Raw genomic sequence first — 19919 nt, forward strand, 5'->3', positions numbered from 1 at the left:
TTAAGAGTGGATTGTTTTAAGTAGGGAGTGGTAGTAAGTGTCAATTAGAGAAGAAGCATTACATATGCATAAAGTCAACCAAGGAAAATTATCTACAGGGATTAAAACAGAGGTGAGAAACGCGAGAGATTTAAGTCTTGCTTATTCACCTGGTGTAGCTGAGCCTTGTAAAGAAATCTATGAAAAGCCAGAAACGGTTTATGACTATACGATAAAAGGAAATACTGTAGCTGTTGTATCTGATGGAACAGCGGTACTAGGACTTGGAAATATCGGTCCAGAAGCGGCGATGCCAGTTATGGAAGGGAAAGCTGTTTTATTTAAAAGCTTTGCAGGTGTGGATGCTTTTCCGATTTGTTTAAATACGAATGATATCGATAAAATTGTTGAAACAGTGAAGTTAATGGAGCCAACTTTTGGCGGAGTTAATTTAGAAGATATTGCAGCGCCAAACTGTTTTGAAATTGAAGAGCGTTTAAAGAAAGAAACAAACATTCCTGTGTTTCACGATGATCAGCATGGAACAGCCATTGTTACTGTTGCTGGTTTAATCAATGCGTTAAAGCTGACTGGAAGAAAAATGACGGATATTAAAGTGGTGGCTAACGGGGCAGGTGCTGCTGGTATCGCCATTATTAAATTATTAGTTAGTTACGGTGTAAATAATATTATTATGTGTGACTCTCGCGGCGCGATTTATGAAGGGCGTCCAGAAGGCATGAATCCGGTGAAGGAAGAAGTAGCGAAATATACAAATAGAAACGGCGAATCAGGAACATTAGAAGACATCATTAAAGAAGCAGACGTCTTTATTGGTGTATCCGTTGCAGGTGCTTTAACAAAAGAAATGATTGAGACAATGAATCCAGATCCAATTATTTTCGCCATGGCGAATCCAATGCCTGAAATTATGCCAGATGAGGCGAAAGCTGCGGGAGCGAAAGTAGTGGGAACAGGGCGTTCTGACTTTCCGAATCAAGTGAATAATGTGTTGGCTTTCCCGGGTATTTTCCGTGGTGCGCTTGATGTGCGGGCAACACATATTAACGAAAAGATGAAACAAGCAGCAGTAGAAGCCATTGCTAGCTTAATCTCTGAATCGGAATTAAGTGCTGATCGTGTGATCCCTGGTCCGTTTGATCCAAGAGTGGCACCAGCTGTTGCGGCAGCGGTAGCGAAAGCAGCGATGGAAACGGGTGTTGCTCGTTTGAAGGTGGATCCGGAAGAAATTAGAGATCGGACTATGCAATTATCGGTTATTGGAAAAGGAGAATAATGAGGTGACTCTCTCTCGTTCTCCTTCCAAGTTTGAGAAAGTTGTTGGGCAAATCCGGCAGATCATTTTGGACGATGGCTTAATTCCAGGTGATAAGCTTCCTTCTGAAAGGGAATTGTCAGAGCGGTTATCTGTTGCTCGCTCTTCTGTCAGGGAAGCGCTTAGAGCACTTGAACTGCTTGGACTGATTGAAACGAAGCGCGGAGAAGGAACCTTTCTCCGTGACTTTCGTGATCATCAGCTCATTGAACTCCTCAGTACATTTATTTTACAAACGGATAAGAAGAAGCAGGATGTTATCCAAACGAAAGAAATCGTGGAGCTTGGCTGCTTATCTTTTGTGATTCAGCAAGACCACTTAGACGCCGAATTATCCATCATTGCAGAGGAAATGAAGGCGATTGATTATACAGAAGAGGAGTTCTTTTCCGCTATGATGGATTTATGTGGGAATGAGCTGTTGAAAAAGATTTGGATGATTGTCTCAGACTATGCCGCTTCTTTCTATTCAGTTGACCGCATGGTGACTAGTAAGCCTCATTTTTTGAACTTGATGGAGCAATTAAAAAAGAAAAATATGCCAGCTGTATTTGAAGCATACAAGCAACTTAGTTAAACCATCTCACATGAACAGAAATCTCAACTAAACGAGTTGAAAGCCTTTACAGGGGGAGGATACACGTTGATTAAAGACTTATTTCATAAACAAAAGCCAAAGAAGAAAAAGTATGCGACTATTCCTTCTGCAGCAAGTAAGCAGGATGTGCCTGAAGGGATTATGCAGAAATGTCCAAAGTGCAAAAAAATCATGTATACAAAGGAATTAAAGAAAAATATGCAGATTTGTTTGCAATGTGATTATCACTATGGGATGAATGCCTTCGAACGCCGGGATTCTTTTATCGATGAGGGGACGTTTAAAGAGCTAGATGAAAACTTGCGCTCAGCGAACCCGCTCGACTTTCCAGACTACATCGAGAAGGTCGAGAAAGATCGAGAGAAAACAAAACTGAATGAAGCGATTTTAACTGGCGTAGGTAAAGTGAACGGCTATGAGGTAGTCGTGGCTATTATGGATTCAAACTTCCGAATGGGAAGCATGGGGTCTGTGGTAGGAGAGAAAATTACAAGAGCGATTGAAGAAGCTGGCCGTCTTGGCGTGCCTTTCATCATCTTTACAGCCTCTGGAGGAGCCAGAATGCAAGAAGGTGTGCTGTCTTTAATGCAGATGGCGAAAACGAGTGTCGCTTTAAAACGCTTTAGCGACCAAGGCGGATTAATTATTTCTATTATGACACACCCGACAACAGGCGGGGTATCAGCAAGTTTTGCTTCGTTAGGTGATTACAATTTTGCCGAGCCGGGCGCCTTAATTGGTTTTGCTGGGCGACGTATTATTGAACAAACCATTCGTGAAGATCTGCCAGAAGATTTTCAAACAGCTGAGTTTCTATTAAAGCATGGCCAATTAGATGCTGTGATTCATCGTCATGAGATGAAGGAAAAGATCGGCCTATTATTAGAGATACATCAACCGGGTGGTGAATTAGTATGATCGGATTAGAATTTGAAAAGCCGGTGTTGGAGTTGAAGGAGAAGATTGCTGAGCTAAAAGAATTTACCTCCAATTCAGATGTGGACTTGACGGAGGAAATCCAAAGGCTTGAAGAGCGACTTCGCAAACTAGAGAAAGACATTTATGAAAGCATGAGACCGTGGGATCGTGTTCAAATGGCACGCCATCCAGAACGGCCGACGACGCTTGACTACATTGAACACTTGTTTACAGATTTTATGGAACTTCATGGTGACCGTTTATTTGGAGATGATGAAGCGATCGTTGGCGGTGTGGCAAAATATCACGGTCTTCCGGTTACTGTGATCGGTCATCAGCGCGGACGTGATACGAAAGAAAACATTCGTCGTACATTCGGTATGCCACACCCAGAAGGTTATCGCAAAGCCCTTCGTCTGATGAAGCAAGCAGTGAAATTTAAGCGTCCGATCATTTGCTTAATTGATACAAAGGGAGCTTACCCTGGGAAAGCAGCGGAAGAACGAGGCCAAAGTGAAGCCATTGCCAAAAATTTATTTGAAATGGCAGGCATGGATGTTCCTGTTATCTGTATCGTCATTGGAGAAGGCGGTAGCGGCGGAGCATTAGCTCTTGGTGTAGGGGATCGCTTATTTATGCTTGAAAATTCCACTTATTCCGTTATTTCTCCAGAGGGAGCGGCGGCTTTATTGTGGAAAGATGCATCTCAAGCAAAGCGCGCAGCAGAGACGATGAAAATTACAGCTGGCGATTTAAAAGAACTGGGCATTATCGATGAAATTATTCCGGAAGTAAGCGGAGGCGCTCATCGCAACGTTAAGCAGCAATCGGAGTTTATAGATGCGGTGTTAAAAAGATCTTTAGTTGAATTATTGAAACAGTCATCTGCAGAGATTTTGGAAAAACGCTATGAAAAATACAAAAAAATTGGTGCGTATTTGCAAGAATAGCAAAAGAAGAGAACAAGTTGCTTAAACGGCGCTTGTTCTTTTTTGTTAGTTTTTATTAAAATAGATCATTTTTTGACTCGCTTTTGAACAGTAGATATTCCCTACATATGTCATATAATTTTTGGAAAATTGAATTTTCGTGGTGTATTTATTGATAAAGCTATCGTTAGACGTTGTGAAGGTCAGACCTTTCTGTTATTTTAAAATAGATAAGCTAACTTTTGCATGACAATTACATAAAAATCATTATGAGGTGATCAATGTGAAGCGTATCGGAGTTTTAACGAGTGGCGGCGATGCACCAGGAATGAATGCTGCTGTACGTGCAGTTGTGCGGAAAGCGATTTATGAGGGAGTAGAAGTATATGGTGTTTACCAAGGATACCAAGGTTTAATTGCTGGCCATATTGAAAAGATGGAGGTAGGATCAGTCGGTGACATTATTCATCGCGGTGGTACGATGCTTCGTTCAGCGAGATGTCCAGAATTCACAACGAAAGAAGGGCAACAAAAAGGAGTACAACAGTTAAAAGCACTCGGGATTGAGGGGTTAATTGTCATTGGTGGAGATGGTTCTTATCGTGGAGCTAAAGCATTAACAGAGCTTGGTTTTCCTTGTGTTGGGGTGCCTGGTACGATCGATAATGATATTCCGGGAACAGACTTTACGATCGGCTTTGATACCGCATTAAATACAGTCATTGATGCCATCGATAAAATTAGGGATACAGCCAGTTCACATGAGCGCACCTTTGTGGTAGAAGTAATGGGACGAAATGCGGGAGATTTAGCGCTTTGGGCAGGGTTATCTGCAGGGGCAGAAACGATTTTGATTCCGGAGGATCCATTTGATATGAAGTCCATTAAAGACCGGTTATTGAAAGGGCATGAGCGCGGAAAAAGACATAGTATCATTATCGTAGCTGAAGGTGTAATGAGTGGAAATGAATTTGCTAAGAAGTTAGAAGAGGAGACTCAGTTCGATACAAGAGTCTCTGTTCTAGGTCATATGCAGCGCGGTGGTTCTCCAACGGCTGTTGATCGTATGCTAGCTAGTCGATTGGGGGCGAGAGCTGTAGAACTGCTCATCGAAGGAAAAGGCGGACGAGCTGTAGGAATTGAGAAAAATCGATTAGTGGACTACGATATTAGTGAAGCGTTAGCGATGCCTCATCAGCTTGACTTAGATATTTATCGTTTATCAAAAGAATTATCCATTTAAATGACACCTACGTTGAGGAGGATACAAAATGAGAAAGACAAAGATTGTATGTACGATTGGTCCTGCAAGTGAAAGTTTAGAGATGCTGACCAGCTTAATGGAAGCCGGAATGAATGTTGCTCGATTAAATTTCTCCCATGGAAACCATGAGGAGCATGCCCAGCGGATACAAACAATTAGGAAAGCCGCAGAGATCACAGGAAAGCCAATAGGCATTTTATTAGATACGAAAGGTCCGGAAATCAGAACGCATAATATGGAAAATGACGCGGTTGAATTAGTAGCGGGCAGCCGTGTGATCGTGTCTATGACGGAAGTCCTTGGTACGCATGAGAAATTTTCGATTACTTATAGCGGTTTAATCGATGATGTAACAAAAGGCAGCAAGATTTTATTAGATGATGGATTAATCGCTTTAGAAGTAGTGGAGATTGATCAACAGCAAAAGGAAATTTATACAAAAGTGTTAAATAGCGGCACGTTGAAAAATAAAAAAGGTGTCAATGTGCCTGGCGTGTCCGTGAACCTTCCAGGCATTACAGCAAAAGATGCGGAAGATATTGAATTTGGCATTCGTCAAGACATTGATTTTATCGCGGCTTCCTTTGTTCGCCGTCCATCCGATGTGTTAGAAATTCGCGAGCTGCTCGAAAAGCATGGGGCAGATCATATTCAAATCATTCCAAAAATCGAGAACCAAGAAGGTGTTGATAATATTGACAGCATTCTTGAAGTATCTGATGGTTTGATGGTGGCGCGTGGAGACTTAGGAGTAGAAATTCCAGCAGAAGAGGTGCCGCTTGTACAGAAAAATTTAATTTTAAAATGCAATGTGCTTGGAAAGCCGGTCATTACGGCGACACAAATGCTCGATTCGATGCAGCGGAACCCGCGTCCAACTCGGGCAGAAGCGAGCGATGTAGCGAATGCGATTTTTGACGGAACGGATGCGATTATGTTATCAGGAGAAACAGCTGCAGGAATGTACCCGGTCGAAGCGGTCCAAACGATGCATAATATTGCTGATCGCACAGAGAAGGCTCTGAACTACTCAGATATTTTAACAAGTCGCAGTAAATTGAGTGGTCGCCGGACAATGACCGATGCGATTGGACAGTCAGTGGCACATACATCCAATAATTTAGAGGTTCAAGCGATTGTGACACCGACCGAAAGCGGCCACACAGCGCGAATGATCTCTCGCTACCGGTCAAAGGCACCAATTGTAGCGGTTACGTCTAATGAGCGCATCTCACGAAGTCTTTCGCTTGTTTGGGGAGTGTTTCCGAACATTGGTCCGAAAGTGAAGACAACCGATGAAATGCTCGAATTAGCTGTGCAGCAAAGCCTAGCTTCCGGTATGGTCAAGCATGGAGATTTAATTGTGATCACAGCCGGTGTTCCAGTAGGTGAATCAGGCACAACGAATTTAATGAAAATTCATATCGTCGGCGATGTTTTAATGAAAGGGCAAGGCATCGGCCGCAAATCGGCTTATGGAAAAGTGGTCATCGCTAAAAATGCTGCTGAGGCACTTCAAAAAGTGGAGGAAGGGGCCATTTTAGTTACGCTCGGTACAGATAAAGAAATGATGCCAGCAATTGAAAAATGTACAGCAATCATTACAGAAGAAGGCGGGTTAACAAGCCATGCTGCTGTTGTCGGTATTAATTTAGGTATTCCAGTGATTGTCGGTGTGTACGAGGCTGTGTCTGCGCTGAAGGAAGGACAGGAAATTACGGTTGATGCCGCTCGCGGAATTATTTACAACGGTCACGCAAACGTACTATAAGCGGTTCTTTTTTCTATTGTAGGGCTGGATGGTATAATCAAATGTATAATTTGTATGTGATAAAGGAGAATCATTCTATGAGAGCGATTATTCCATTCTTCATTATTATTCCAGCCTTAGAAATTGGTTTATTGATGTATTTTGGGAAAACATTAGGTATTTGGCTAACCATTTCACTCATTTTAGGAACAGGCTTTCTAGGAGCCTATTTGGCTAAGAAACAAGGGTTACAAACGATGGAAAAGCTGAAAATGGACATTCAAACTGGTCAATATATCGGGGATGCTGTCATTGATGGGGTTTGTATATTGGTAGGAGGGCTCCTGTTACTAACTCCTGGATTTATTACGGACATTACAGGCTGTCTATTGTTGTTCCCTGTTACAAGGAAATACTTTAAGCCGCTGGTATATAAGTTCTTTCGTCGGTGGTTTCAAGGCGGAAGCAATATTATTATTATGAAATAGACATAGCCGAAACCTTTCTCATTGTTCATGAAAGCCAGGTATCAAAAAAACGTCAGCGCTAGTGCTGACGTTTTACTTTTGGGAGGGGGGAGCTTCTTTTCCCATAATATAATTTCGTAGATCCGAAAATACTCCTGCATTTTGCAGGGATTTCAGAATCACTAACGTAACTGGACCTAAAATCAATCCAAAGAAGCCAACGAGCTTAAAACCGATAAATAAAGCTACTAACGTAGCAAGAGGGTCTAAACCGATGCTCGATGACAAAATCTTCGGCTCCATAATTTGCCGTTGAACGACGACAACGGTGTAAAGAATCGTTAACCCAATAGCAAGGCTTGTATCCCCGGCAATAAATTCATAAATAATCCAAGGGACAAATATAGCCCCTGTTCCTAAGTAAGGAAGAACATCAACGAGGCCAGTAATTAAAGCGAGTGTAATCGCGTAATTGACTTTTAAGATCAGAAAGCCAATCAATACGATGACCGTCGTGATGGAAACGAGCGTCATCGTCGCCTTCACATATCCAAACAGCGCTTGCTTCAGTGAAGAAAATACGCGAACTAAGCTGAAAGTCGCTTTGTTGGGCAAATACGTAGAAAAATGCCGGTGAAGACGCTCCCAGTCCTTGCTAATAAAAAAGGCAGCAAGGAAAGAGAAAATGATCACAGTCGCGAAGTTTGGAATCCAAGAGATTAAATTAGGCAGCTTTAAAAAGAAATTTTGCAAAAAGTCTCCTGCCGTTGCAGCAAAACTTCGGCTGGCGTTTTGGATGTTCGTTAAGATGGTTTCTTGCTGATCGGTTTCTAACGATTGAAACATGCCGGATATTCGTTCATAAAAAGGAATGATTTGAGAAGCGAATAGTTCTTCAAAATACTTCACCATCGTGTTGATATGATTCGGCACGACTCTGGCAAAATAATTCGCTCCTGATACAATTTCCGCAATAAGCAGCGTAATAATGCCAGCAAATAAAGCGATGATAGTGACGATCGCTGTCACGACTGCGGCCGGACGAGGGAATTTAGCCTTGTTTTCCAAAAAACGTATGAACGGTTTCATTAAAAAGGCAATGGCAAATCCGATAATAAACGGATAAGTTACTTTTGTAATATAATATAAAGCGACAAAAAGTAAAATGGTGGATACAATGACAATGAACAATCTAACGAGCCGATCCCTATTGATTGGACTCATTCACATACCTCCGTTAATAAGCTCATGTTTGTCCTTATTGTAACGTTTTGGTTAGTGGAAGAAAAGAATAAAGCCTAGAAGAAAGAGAAAGGAATGCTTATGTTACAGTCTTATTTATTTTTATTATTGCTATTGTTGATCAGTGTTATTGCTAAAAATCAATCACTTTTAATTGCTGTCTCCGTTTTATTAGTGATGAAAACGGTTGGCGTGGATGAAAAAGTTTTCTCTATGTTTCAGTCAAAAGGAATCAATTGGGGGGTCACGATTATTACGATCGCTGTTCTAGCTCCGATTGCTACTGGGGAGATTGGGTTTAAAGAGCTGCAGGCAGCACTCAAATCCTCCTATGCCTGGATTGCACTTGTTTCGGGTATGGTTGTTGCTTTATTAGGCAAGCAGGGAATCACGTTATTAGCGGCCGATCCTCATATTACAACTGCGCTCGTATTTGGAACAATCGCAGCAGTTGCTTTGTTTAATGGTGTCGCCGTTGGCCCAGTGATTGGAGCGGGGATTGCCTATGTAGCTATGAAATTATTTGAGTCGTTTCAATAGTCATTGAAAGAAATTGTATTTTAATATAGAATTAAATAATTTTACAGTATAACATGAAATATTCCTTATTCATGTTTTTAAAGTAAAATATTTTTGACTATTTTTCGACGCTTTTGATTCACAAAACATATATACTTGTTTATAATAGGAAATGAAAGCGCAACCTTTTACCAATTCTATTGTTACCTTTGCTTTGCAAGCGCTGAGCAAACGCTCAATAAGGTGTTGGTTTAAAAAAGGTACATGGGGAAATTTAAAGGCGAAGGAGAGAAAAAATATGACTACAACTCGTGGATTAGAAGGAGTAGTTGCAACAACGTCATCAGTTAGTTCTATTATTGATGATACTCTTACATATGCAGGCTATAACATTGATGACTTAGCAGAGAATGCGAGCTTTGAAGAAGTTATTTATTTGCTTTGGCACCGCCGTCTTCCTACACAATCTGAGCTTGATGAATTAAAGCAGCAATTAGCGGATAATTATGCTATTCCTCAAGAAGTATTAAACCACTTTAAAATGTATCCTATTGATCAAGTCCATCCTATGGCAGCATTGCGTACCGCTGTATCTTTATTAGGTTTATATGATAACGAAGCAGATGTGATGACAGAAGAAGCGAATTATCGAAAAGCGATTCGTCTTCAAGCGAAAATTGCGACGCTTGTCCCGGCTTTTGCGCGCATTCGTAAAGGTCAAGATCCCGTTGCTCCACGCAAAGATTTAGGACTAGCTGCTAACTTTTTATACATGCTATCTGGCAAAGAGCCTGAAGCAGTGGAAATAGAAGCTTTTGATAAAGCGCTTGTACTGCACGCCGATCATGAACTAAATGCTTCCACATTTACGGCTCGCGTATGTGTGGCTACATTATCAGATGTATATTCTGGTATTACTGCAGCGATCAGTGCCTTGAAAGGTCCTCTTCATGGCGGAGCGAATGAACAAGTAATGAAAATGCTTACTGAAATTGGTTCAGTAGATAATGTAGAGCCTTACATTTTAAGCAAACTAAACAATAAAGAAAAAATTATGGGATTTGGCCATCGCGTATACCGCAAAGGTGATCCGCGCGCGAAACATTTACGTGAAATGTCTAAAAAATTAACAGCGCTTACTGGCGAACCACAATGGTATGAAATGTCTACACAAATTGAAGAATTAGTAACATCTCAAAAGAATTTGCCGCCAAATGTAGACTTTTACTCAGCATCTGTCTACCACAGCTTAGGAATCGAGCATGATTTATTTACGCCGATCTTCGCTGTAAGCCGTGTATCTGGCTGGCTCGCACATATTTTAGAGCAATATTCAAACAACCGTTTAATTCGTCCTCGTGCGGAGTATACGGGACCAGATATGCAAAAATTTGTGCCGATTAATGAACGTTAATAATTCTGATATTTACAAAATGAATAAAAATTGTTGTAATATATAATGGTAAGTACAAAGGTTAGATGGCCTGTGCCTCTAACCTTTGATTCCGGAATTGGAGGTATTGTAAGATGACTCAAGGCGAAAAAATTACTGTACAAAATGGTGTGTTAAACGTACCAAATCATCCGATTATTCCATTTATCGAAGGGGACGGAATTGGTCCTGATATTTGGGCAGCAGCTTCTCGTGTATTAGACGCAGCTGTTGAAAAAGCTTACAACGGTGAAAAGAAAATCGAATGGAAGGAAGTATACGCTGGTGAGAAAGCGTTCAATAAAACTGGCGAATGGCTTCCTGCTGAAACTTTAGAATTAATTCGTGAATATTTAATTGCAATTAAAGGTCCTTTAACAACTCCGGTTGGTGGCGGTATTCGTTCATTAAACGTAGCGTTACGTCAAGAACTGGATCTATTCGTATGTCTTCGTCCGGTACGCTATTTCGATGGAGTGCCTTCACCGATCAAGCGTCCTGAAGACACTGACATGGTTATTTTCCGTGAAAACACAGAAGATATTTATGCGGGTATTGAATATGCGGAAGGTTCAGAAGGGGTTAAGAAATTATTAGACTTCCTTCAAAATGAAATGGGTGTGAACAAAATCCGCTTCCCTGAAACATCAGGTCTTGGTATTAAGCCAGTTTCAAAAGAAGGTACAAGCCGTCTTGTTCGTTCAGCGATTAACTATGCGATTAAAGAAGGCCGCAAGTCTGTTACTTTAGTACATAAAGGTAACATCATGAAATTTACTGAAGGCGCCTTTAAAAACTGGGGATATGAACTAGCTGAAAAAGAATTCGGCGATCAAGTATTTACTTGGGCACAATATGACAAAATTAAAGAAGAGCAAGGTGCAGAAGCAGCAAACAAAGCGCAAGCGGATGCAGAAGCAGCTGGCAAAATCATCGTAAAAGATGCGATTGCTGATATTTTCCTTCAACAAATTCTAACTCGTCCAAAAGAGTTTGATGTAGTTGCGACAATGAACTTGAACGGAGATTATATTTCTGATGCGTTAGCAGCTCAAGTTGGCGGTATCGGTATCGCTCCAGGTGCAAACATCAACTACGAAACTGGACATGCTATTTTTGAAGCAACACATGGTACAGCTCCAAAATATGCTGGTTTAGATAAAGTAAACCCTTCATCTGTTCTTCTTTCAGGTGTATTAATGCTTGAACACTTAGGCTGGAATGAAGCAGCTCAAATGATCACAAAATCTGTAGAGCAAACAATTGCTTCTAAAGTGGTAACTTATGACTTTGCTCGCCTAATGGAAGGTGCAACAGAAGTAAAAACTTCTGAATTTGCGGATGAATTAATTAAAAACCTATAATTAGTTAGTTAGCCAAGGCGATTTCAAAGGGCCCGTCCCTCATGAGATCGCCTTGGTATTACATATTTTTAGGGAGGGCTTAAATATGAGTTTGCAACGTAAAAAGATTTCTGTTATTGGCGCAGGTTTCACTGGTGCAACAACTGCTTTCTTACTTGCTCAAAAAGAACTTGGAGATGTCGTGTTAGTCGATATTCCACAAGCGGAAGGTCCTACAAAAGGAAAGGCGCTTGATATGCTTGAAGCAAGTCCTATACAAGGATTTGATGCAAACATCATCGGTACTTCTGACTATGTAGATACAAAGGACTCTGACATCGTCATCATCACTGCTGGTATCGCTCGTAAGCCAGGAATGAGCCGTGATGACTTAGTTCAAACGAACCAAAAAGTAATGAAAGCTGTAACAAGCGAAGTCGTGAAAAACTCTCCAAACTGTACTATTATCGTGTTAACAAACCCAGTGGATGCGATGACTTATACAGTTTATAAAGAATCTGGTTTCCCTAAAAACCGTGTAATTGGACAATCAGGTGTTCTTGATACCGCTCGTTTCCGTACGTTCGTCGCTCAAGAATTAAATCTTTCAGTGAAAGATATTACTGGTTTCGTTCTAGGTGGACATGGCGATGATATGGTTCCGCTTGTGCGCTATTCTTATGCTGGCGGAATTCCATTAGAAACATTAATTCCGAAAGATCGTTTAGAGGCAATCGTGGAACGTACTCGTAAAGGAGGCGGCGAAATCGTCGCGCTTTTAGGTAACGGTTCTGCCTATTATGCTCCTGCAGCTGCACTTGTTGAAATGGCAGAAGCCGTTCTTAAAGACCAACGCCGTGTGCTTCCTTCTATCGCTTACTTAGAAGGCGAATACGGATTCGACGGCATTTACCTTGGGGTGCCAACCATCCTTGGTAAAGAGGGTATTGAACAAATTATTGAACTTGAACTAACAGAAGATGAAAAAGCAGCGCTTGCTAAATCGGCTGACTCTGTTCGCAAAGTAATGCAAATTCTTGCTTAATTTGAATCATAAGAAAGAAGATGTCTCGCTTAGGGAGGCATCTTCTTTTTTAGGCGATGCTTCTATCGCTTTTCTTGATCCAGCTCCAGGCGCCTTTCGCTTTTCTTGTTCTTTCGCAAATGGTTTAAATTATATATAATAGATTAGAATGGTTATTATTTCATTTGAGGAGGCTGGCATGACGAAGAAGATTTTGGTTGTTGACGATGAGCAATCCATTGTCACGTTAATTAAATATAATTTAGAACAATCGGGTTATCAAGTGATTACGGCGTTTGATGGCCGGGAGGGGCTTGATAAAGCGATCGAGGAAAGTCCAGATTTAATGATTCTTGATTGGATGCTTCCAGGGATGGATGGGATGGAAGTATGTAAAGAGTTGAGGCAGAGAAAGGTCAGTACTCCTATTTTGATGCTTACAGCAAAGGATGAAGAATTTGATAAAGTACTTGGGCTTGAATTAGGGGCGGATGATTATATGACCAAGCCATTTAGCCCTAGGGAATTGTTGGCGCGTGTGAAAGCAATCTTACGCAGATTGCAGCATGTTGTGAAAGAGGAAGAAGTAGTTGAGAATGAGGATCGTTACTTCGAGGTCGCCGAGTTGAAAATTTACCCTGATCAATATGAGGCTTATTTTCTAGATAACTTAATTGAATTGACGCCAAAAGAGTTTGAATTATTGCTTTATTTGGTGGAGAATAAAGGACGGGTATTGACGCGTGATCAATTGTTAAGCGCAGTATGGAAATATGATTTTGTTGGAGATACACGAATTGTCGATGTTCATATTAGTCATTTGCGTGAAAAGATCGAACAAAATACGAGAAAACCTCAATACATAAAGACCATTAGAGGGCTTGGTTATAAGCTTGAGGAGCCTAAAACTGTATGATGAAGCTTCGCACTCGCTTAGTGTTGGGGCTGACTTTTCTTGTCGTTCTCGTTCTTATTGCCCTCGGTGTCGTGTTAAGCGAAATGTTTAAAACGTATAATTTGCAAACGTTAAATGAGCGTTTAGAGGAAGAGACCGTTCTTTTAGCAGATCAAATTGACCGGGAAGGCGGCATTTCTGAATTAACAGAAGAGCGAGTGGAAAAATGGAGTGAACAGTTGAAGGTTCGTGTCTCTATTATAGATCCCTCGGGTCATTTGCTTTTTGATAGTGAGATGTATGATTCAACAGAAAAGTCTGAGTATCAGAAATTAGTTAAGCGAATTGCTAAACTAAAAGAACCGAAAAATTATCAAGAGGCCTTAGCGCTTAAATACAATGAGCAGTTTCATTGGCGAGTCATTCAAAATCGTGAAGGAGGAACGGAAGGAATCGTCATCCTCAATACGAAAGTGGACGATCTTAGTCATGTTTATAGACAAATTTGGCTGATTTTACTCATTTCCATTGGGGCAACGCTACTGTTAATTATTTTATTAGGCACGAAGATCACCAGTCGGTATACAAAGCCCATTGAATCCGCCACGAAAGTAGCGATTGAATTAGCAAAAGGAAATTACCGGGCGAGAACGTATGATGCGCCAACGAATGAAGTGGGCATGCTGAATACGTCAATTAATATATTGGCTCGAAACTTGCAAGAAATGATGCAAGCGCAAGAAGTGCATCAAAATCGGCTGACGGCGTTAATCGAAAATATGGAAAGCGGTATTTTGCTGCTGGATGATCGTGGATTTATCATCGTTGTCAATAAATCGTTTAAAAAGTTCTTTCATGTAAAGAATGAACGACTTATTAAAAAAAGATATTATGAAGCGATTCAGTATAAAGAAGTGATTGACATTATTGAAGAAGTGTTTATGACGGAAGAAAATGTACGCAGGCAGCTACTGCTTTCTCTCGGCATTGAACGTAAACACTTTGAAGTCTCCGGTGCTCCAATCATTGGAACGAATGATGAGTGGAAAGGCATTTTAATTGTGTTTCATGATATTACAGAAATCAAAAAGCTAGAACAGATGAGAAAAGACTTCGTTGCCAATGTCTCCCATGAGCTTAAAACGCCGATTACTTCCATTAAAGGTTTCACGGAGACGCTGTTAGATGGAGCGATGAATGACCCAGAAGCATTGTCGATGTTTTTAAACATTATTTTAAAAGAAAGCGAACGAATGCAAACACTGGTGATGGATTTGTTGGATTTATCTAAAATTGAACAAAAGGGAATCGTGTTAAATTTAAAGCCCGTATGTGTGGATGAAGTGATCGAAGAGATTATTCCTACTCTTGAACATCGCATGACTAATAAACAGATCGAATTAACACTGAATATGGCAAAAGGCCTTGAAATTATTGGGGATTTCTATCGCTTGAAACAGGTGTTTATTAATTTAATTAACAACGCGATTTTATATACGCAAGAGGGAGGCTCTATTCAGATTAAGGGGCTCGATCAAGGATCTTATGTAGAAGTTCAAGTGTCTGATAATGGAATCGGCATTAAAGAGGAAGAAGTGCCGCGCATTTTTGAAAGGTTTTATCGCGTAGATAAAGCGAGAAGCCGTAACTCTGGTGGAACAGGTCTAGGTCTTGCGATTGTTAAACATATATTAGAAGCGCATGACGGCAAAATTTCTGTGCGCAGTAAAGTCAATGAAGGAACGACTTTCATTGTTACGTTGAAAAAACAGCCGGACATTGAAGGGGAATCAGTATAATTATGTCTCTTTTACAAAAGGTTAATATGTCCTTTACATGTAGTTTATAAATAGAGCGTATAATATAACTTATCAACCCCCTTTATCCAAAAGGCTGTCCTTTAGAGGGGCTTTATGTCCCTCGCTTTTTTTTGGGTTGGTGGGTTGGTGGAAGGCCGTTATTTTCTTTTTTTATTCTAGGCATGATAGAATAAGAAAGAAAATAGCGGCTTTTTATGTTGTTATATAAGGAGGAGATACGGATTGAAGAAAAAACTGGTTTTAATTGATGGAAATAGTGTAGCCTATCGGGCATTTTTTGCTCTTCCTTTATTACACAATGATAAGGGAATACATACGAATGCCGTTTATGGGTTTACGATGATGCTCATGAAAATTTTAAAGGAAGAGCAGCCTACTCATATACTTGTCGCTTTCGATGCAGGGAAAACGACTTTTCGGCATGAAACTTATCAAGAATATAAAGGAGGACGGCAAAAAACGCCTCCTGAGCTATCGGAGCAATTTCCATACTTACGCGAATTATTAAATTGTTATCATATTCCTTACTTTGAATTAGAGAACTATGAAGCGGATGATATTATCGGAACGTTGTCACTACAAGCGGAAAAAGAGGGCTTTGAAGTGAAGGTTTTCTCTGGAGATAAGGATTTGACGCAATTAAGCTCAGAAGCGACCACTGTTTGTATTACCCGAAAAGGAATCACTGATATTGAAGTGTATACGCCGGATCATGTTCAGGAAAAATATGGTCTTGTACCAGAGCAAATCATTGATATGAAAGGGTTAATGGGTGATTCTTCAGATAATATTCCAGGCGTGCCGGGAGTGGGAGAAAAAACAGCGATTAAGCTGTTAAAGCAATTTCAATCTGTGGAACAATTGCTTAACTCCATTGATGAAGTAAGTGGAAAGAAGTTAAAAGAAAAACTTGAAGAACATAAAGAATTAGCGTTAATGAGCAAAAAGCTGGCGACCATTTTGCGAGAGGTGCCGATGGATGTATCTCTAGACAGCTTACAATATGAAGATCCCGATAATGATCAAGTGTATGAATTGTTTAAGGATCTTGGCTTTCATTCATTGTTAGATAAACTAGATCGGCCGGCAGGCGAAGCGGCTGTTCATGAAGTTGTGAATTATAAGAAGGAAACAGAATTAGATGAAGCGTTCTTTCACCAGCAGTCTTCATTTTATTTAGAAATGATTACAGATAACTATCATCATGCAGATATTGTCGGGTTTAGTATAGCCGCAGAAGATCATCTCTCTTATATCCCTGCTGACGTCGCATTTGCTTCTCCTGCTTTTAAGGCATGGGCGGAAAGTGAACAGTATAAGAAGTCTGTGTTTGATGCGAAACGTACGGTGATTGGATTAAGACGGCATGGAATTGAGCTGAAAGGGATTGATTTTGATTTACTGTTAGCTTCCTATTTAATTAACCCATCCGAATCGCCAGAGGATTTTTCGGCAGTAGCGAAACTGCATGGGCTCGGAACGATTCAGCCGGATGAAGCGGTGTATGGAAAAGGGGCTAAACTCAAACTGCCAGAAGAAGAAGTATATGCTGAGCATATTGCTTCTAAAGCAGCAGCACTAGAGCAGTTAAAGGCCACTTGTTTGCAGGAATTAGAGGACAATCAGCAACTAGAACTTTTTTATGATTTGGAACTGCCGCTTGCTCTTATTTTAGCGGATATGGAATCTGAAGGTGTACAAGTGGATGTTGACCGTTTAAAGCAAATGGGCGAAGAACTGAAGCAACAACTGTCTGTGATTGAACAAACAATTTATGAGCTGGCTGGTATGGAATTTAATATTAATTCTCCGAAACAGCTAGGGAGCGTTCTTTTTGAAAAGCTTGGTTTGCCTCCGATTAAGAAGACAAAAACAGGTTACTCTACGTCGGCCGATGTATTAGAGAAGCTCGCTCCATCACATGAAATTGTTGAACATATTCTTCATTATCGCCAACTTGGGAAATTGCAATCGACGTATATTGAAGGTTTGTTGAAGGTAGTGAGCAGTCACCACAAAATTCATACTCGATTTAATCAAGCATTGACGCAAACAGGGCGACTCAGCTCAACGGAACCGAACTTACAAAACATTCCGATTCGATTAGAAGAAGGAAGAAAGATTCGCCAAGCATTCGTGCCAACGAATAGTGAGTCTGTGATTTTTGCCGCTGATTACTCACAAATTGAATTGAGAGTGTTAGCTCATATTGCGAATGATGAAAAACTAATTGAAGCGTTTCTTCAAGGATTAGATATTCATACCGCTACAGCAATGGATGTGTTCCATGTATCGAAAGAAGAAGTCGATGGCAATATGCGTCGTCAAGCAAAAGCGGTGAATTTCGGCATTGTTTATGGGATTAGTGATTACGGCCTGTCGCAAAACTTGGGTATTACGAGAAAAGAAGCGGCGGACTTTATTGAACGGTATTTAATGACTTATCCAGGTGTGAAAGAATATATGGATGACATTATTCGTGAAGCGAAAGAAAAAGGATATGTGACCACGCTATTGCATCGGAGACGTTATATTCCTGAAATTACAAGCCGCAATTTTAATTTGCGTAGTTTTGGAGAAAGAACGGCGATGAACACACCGATTCAAGGAAGTGCCGCTGATATTATAAAAAAAGCGATGATCGATGTAGCGGAGCGATTAGAAAAGGAAAAGCTACAATCGAAATTGCTACTGCAAGTGCACGATGAATTAATTTTTGAAGTGCCGAAAGAGGAAATTGAAGTGATGAGCAAGCTTGTCCCGGAAGTTATGGAGCAAGCTTTGACATTGAAAGTGCCGCTCAAAGTCGACTTTTCTTACGGTGCGACTTGGTATGATGCAAAATAAAGTGGAAGGGGGAAGAGGAATTTGCCGGAACTTCCAGAGGTAGAAACAGTCCGGCGAACGCTCATCCAGCTGGTTGTTGGGAAGACGATTCAGAAAGTGGAGATTCGCTGGACAAATATTATTAAAAAACCCGAACAGGCCGAGCAATTTGCTGATGCGCTTGTCGGAGAAACCATTCGTGATATAGCAAGAAGAGGAAAATTTTTAATCTTTGAATTAGATCATTATGCGCTCGTTTCTCATTTGCGCATGGAAGGAAAATATCGCCTCCATGAAAAAGGGGAGGAGGAAGAGCCGCACACGCATGTTGTCTTTACATTTACCGATGGAACCGAATTGCGTTATCGCGATGTGCGCAAATTTGGAACGATGCATCTCTTTTCTAAGGGTGAAGAGTATCACGCACTTCCTCTTTCTCAACTGGGACCGGAGCCTTTTTCGGAAGAATTCTCTCTCGATTATATGAGAGCCAAGTTGAAAAAAACAGAACGAATGATCAAAGCGGTATTGCTTGATCAAAAGATCTTCGTTGGACTCGGCAATATTTATGTGGATGAGGCATTGTTTCGGGCAAATATTCACCCGGAACGAAAAGCAAGTAACTTGCAAGAAGAGGAAATCATGAGCCTTCATCAAGAAATTGTGGCTACACTGAGTGAGGCGGTTGAACAAGGTGGAAGCACCATTCGTTCCTACGTCAATAGCCAAGGACAGATGGGAATGTTTCAGCAAAAGCTGTTTGTATACGGCAAAAAAGGAGAACCGTGCCATACATGCGGAACAGCCATTGAAAAAATGAAAGTAGCTGGGCGCGGCACACATATTTGCCCTAATTGTCAGCCTTTGTCCAAATGAACCTTCTATCCGTTCCTTCATATACTATCGTAATCATTCGATAGGGAGGAATTGGCTTCATGGATGCGTATCTTTCATTGTATATGCTTGCTATCGCTGTTAGCTTAGACAGTTTCAGTGCCGGGGTTGCTTATGGGCTGAAGCAATTGAAACTTCCAGTGAAGTCTTCTATTCTTTTGTCCATTTGTTCGGCCGGTTCTTTGCTTGTTGCGATGTCAACGGGTCATGTATTAAGCCGGTTTATTTCAGAGCAAGTTGCGAGCCACATTGGTGGATTTATTTTAATTGGTCTTGGCGCTTGGGTGCTTTGGCAATTTTTCCGTACAGATCATCAAAACAATCGGTTAGAGGACCAGCCGCTTGTGTACTTAGAGCTCAAACGATTGGGCATCGTGATTCAAATTTTAAAAAGTCCTACGGCAGCTGACCTTGATCAATCCGGCACCATTTCTGGTATAGAAGCATTGCTGCTTGGGCTGGCGTTATCACTAGATTCCTTTGGGGCGGGAATTGGAGCAGCTTTTCTTGATTTTCCTCCGCTACTGTTGGCTGCTTCGGTTGCTGGAATGAACTTTTTATTTGTAACGAGCGGACTATGGTGCGGAAGGAAATTTGCGAATGTACGGTGGATGCAGCGAGTCGCATTTTTGCCAGGCATTTTATTAATTCTATTAGGTACGTTGAAAATGTGAAAGGTTGGG

General features: G+C 40.9%; 17 protein-coding genes. 16 read left to right on the forward strand and 1 reads right to left on the reverse strand.

Features of this window, described 5'->3' with window-relative positions; translation table 11 throughout:
- Window positions 1–37: 37 nt before the first annotated feature.
- From ystJ to IRB43_RS00650, 7 genes are all read left to right on the forward strand, one after another.
- On the forward strand, window positions 38–1276 hold the full coding sequence (ystJ, locus tag IRB43_RS00620) for an NADP-dependent malic enzyme (protein WP_203361495.1): 1239 nt from the start codon (window positions 38–40) through the stop codon (window positions 1274–1276).
- A gap of 4 nt (window positions 1277–1280) precedes the next feature.
- A complete protein-coding gene (locus IRB43_RS00625; protein WP_203361496.1) occupies window positions 1281–1892 on the forward strand; it encodes a GntR family transcriptional regulator in 612 nt (203 codons plus the stop codon).
- A 66-nt stretch (window positions 1893–1958) separates the two neighbouring features.
- The gene (gene accD / locus IRB43_RS00630; protein ID WP_203361497.1) at window positions 1959–2831 is read left to right on the forward strand and encodes an acetyl-CoA carboxylase, carboxyltransferase subunit beta; all 873 of its coding nucleotides are present in this window, start codon (window positions 1959–1961) and stop codon (window positions 2829–2831) included.
- Window positions 2828–3781: an acetyl-CoA carboxylase carboxyl transferase subunit alpha gene (gene accA, locus IRB43_RS00635; RefSeq protein ID WP_203361498.1), complete on the forward strand. Its 954-nt coding sequence runs from the start codon at window positions 2828–2830 to the stop codon at window positions 3779–3781. Before accD ends, accA begins: the two co-directional genes overlap by 4 nt.
- Window positions 3782–4043: 262 nt before the next feature.
- Window positions 4044–5003 (forward strand): 6-phosphofructokinase, encoded by a 960-nt coding sequence (pfkA, locus tag IRB43_RS00640; protein WP_203361499.1) that lies wholly within the window; start codon window positions 4044–4046, stop codon window positions 5001–5003.
- A 28-nt stretch (window positions 5004–5031) separates the two neighbouring features.
- Window positions 5032–6795: a pyruvate kinase gene (gene pyk, locus IRB43_RS00645; RefSeq protein ID WP_203361500.1), complete on the forward strand. Its 1764-nt coding sequence runs from the start codon at window positions 5032–5034 to the stop codon at window positions 6793–6795.
- A 77-nt stretch (window positions 6796–6872) separates the two neighbouring features.
- Window positions 6873–7262 (forward strand): FxsA family protein, encoded by a 390-nt coding sequence (locus IRB43_RS00650; protein ID WP_203361501.1) that lies wholly within the window; start codon window positions 6873–6875, stop codon window positions 7260–7262.
- A 72-nt stretch (window positions 7263–7334) separates the two neighbouring features.
- Here IRB43_RS00650 and ytvI read toward each other — a convergent pair whose 3' ends face one another.
- On the reverse strand, window positions 7335–8465 hold the full coding sequence (gene ytvI / locus IRB43_RS00655) for a sporulation integral membrane protein YtvI (protein WP_203361502.1): 1131 nt from the start codon (window positions 8463–8465) through the stop codon (window positions 7335–7337).
- A 99-nt stretch (window positions 8466–8564) separates the two neighbouring features.
- Between ytvI and IRB43_RS00660 the strand changes: the two genes are divergently transcribed.
- The 9 genes from IRB43_RS00660 to ytaF all read left to right on the forward strand — a co-directional run bounded on the left by IRB43_RS00660 (window position 8565) and on the right by ytaF (window position 19910).
- On the forward strand, window positions 8565–9023 hold the full coding sequence (locus tag IRB43_RS00660) for a DUF441 domain-containing protein (RefSeq protein WP_203361974.1): 459 nt from the start codon (window positions 8565–8567) through the stop codon (window positions 9021–9023).
- A 277-nt stretch (window positions 9024–9300) separates the two neighbouring features.
- Entirely contained in the window at window positions 9301–10416 is a 1116-nt protein-coding gene (gene citZ, locus IRB43_RS00665) for a citrate synthase (RefSeq protein ID WP_203361503.1), read from the forward strand.
- 113 nt (window positions 10417–10529) lie between these two features.
- A complete protein-coding gene (gene icd, locus IRB43_RS00670; RefSeq protein ID WP_203361504.1) occupies window positions 10530–11798 on the forward strand; it encodes an NADP-dependent isocitrate dehydrogenase in 1269 nt (422 codons plus the stop codon).
- Window positions 11799–11883: 85 nt separating this feature from the next.
- The gene (gene mdh / locus IRB43_RS00675) at window positions 11884–12822 is read left to right on the forward strand and encodes a malate dehydrogenase (RefSeq protein ID WP_203361505.1); all 939 of its coding nucleotides are present in this window, start codon (window positions 11884–11886) and stop codon (window positions 12820–12822) included.
- A gap of 178 nt (window positions 12823–13000) precedes the next feature.
- On the forward strand, window positions 13001–13717 hold the full coding sequence (locus tag IRB43_RS00680; protein ID WP_203361506.1) for a response regulator transcription factor: 717 nt from the start codon (window positions 13001–13003) through the stop codon (window positions 13715–13717).
- Window positions 13714–15495 carry a two-component system histidine kinase PnpS gene (gene pnpS, locus IRB43_RS00685; protein ID WP_203361507.1) on the forward strand — a complete coding sequence of 594 codons (1782 nt, stop codon included), beginning with the start codon at window positions 13714–13716 and terminating at the stop codon, window positions 15493–15495. Before IRB43_RS00680 ends, pnpS begins: the two co-directional genes overlap by 4 nt.
- Before the next feature lie 243 nt (window positions 15496–15738).
- Window positions 15739–18363, forward strand: coding sequence for a DNA polymerase I (gene polA, locus IRB43_RS00690; RefSeq protein ID WP_203361508.1), 2625 nt, complete (start codon window positions 15739–15741; stop codon window positions 18361–18363).
- 21 nt (window positions 18364–18384) lie between these two features.
- Window positions 18385–19218 (forward strand): DNA-formamidopyrimidine glycosylase, encoded by an 834-nt coding sequence (mutM, locus tag IRB43_RS00695; RefSeq protein ID WP_203361509.1) that lies wholly within the window; start codon window positions 18385–18387, stop codon window positions 19216–19218.
- 59 nt (window positions 19219–19277) lie between these two features.
- On the forward strand, window positions 19278–19910 hold the full coding sequence (ytaF, locus tag IRB43_RS00700; protein ID WP_203361510.1) for a sporulation membrane protein YtaF: 633 nt from the start codon (window positions 19278–19280) through the stop codon (window positions 19908–19910).
- The last annotated feature ends 9 nt before the right edge of the window (window positions 19911–19919 follow it).

The sequence above is a fragment of the Bacillus sp. REN10 genome (assembly GCF_016820555.1).
In the GTDB taxonomy this organism is placed as follows: Bacteria; Bacillota; Bacilli; order Bacillales; family Domibacillaceae; genus Bacillus_CE.

Bases quoted from the DNA above. Each gene is read 5' to 3' on its own strand.
- accA (WP_203361498.1), top strand. From the start codon at position 2,828: ATGATCGGATTAGAATTTGAAAAGCCGGTGTTGGAGTTGAAGGAGAAG.
- pyk (WP_203361500.1), top strand. From the start codon at position 5,032: ATGAGAAAGACAAAGATTGTATGTACGATTGGTCCTGCAAGTGAAAGT.
- IRB43_RS00650 (WP_203361501.1), top strand. From the start codon at position 6,873: ATGAGAGCGATTATTCCATTCTTCATTATTATTCCAGCCTTAGAAATT.
- ytvI (WP_203361502.1), bottom strand. From the start codon at position 8,465: ATGAGTCCAATCAATAGGGATCGGCTCGTTAGATTGTTCATTGTCATT.
- IRB43_RS00660 (WP_203361974.1), top strand. From the start codon at position 8,565: ATGTTACAGTCTTATTTATTTTTATTATTGCTATTGTTGATCAGTGTT.
- citZ (WP_203361503.1), top strand. From the start codon at position 9,301: ATGACTACAACTCGTGGATTAGAAGGAGTAGTTGCAACAACGTCATCA.
- icd (WP_203361504.1), top strand. From the start codon at position 10,530: ATGACTCAAGGCGAAAAAATTACTGTACAAAATGGTGTGTTAAACGTA.
- mdh (WP_203361505.1), top strand. From the start codon at position 11,884: ATGAGTTTGCAACGTAAAAAGATTTCTGTTATTGGCGCAGGTTTCACT.
- IRB43_RS00680 (WP_203361506.1), top strand. From the start codon at position 13,001: ATGACGAAGAAGATTTTGGTTGTTGACGATGAGCAATCCATTGTCACG.
- pnpS (WP_203361507.1), top strand. From the start codon at position 13,714: ATGATGAAGCTTCGCACTCGCTTAGTGTTGGGGCTGACTTTTCTTGTC.
- ytaF (WP_203361510.1), top strand. From the start codon at position 19,278: ATGGATGCGTATCTTTCATTGTATATGCTTGCTATCGCTGTTAGCTTA.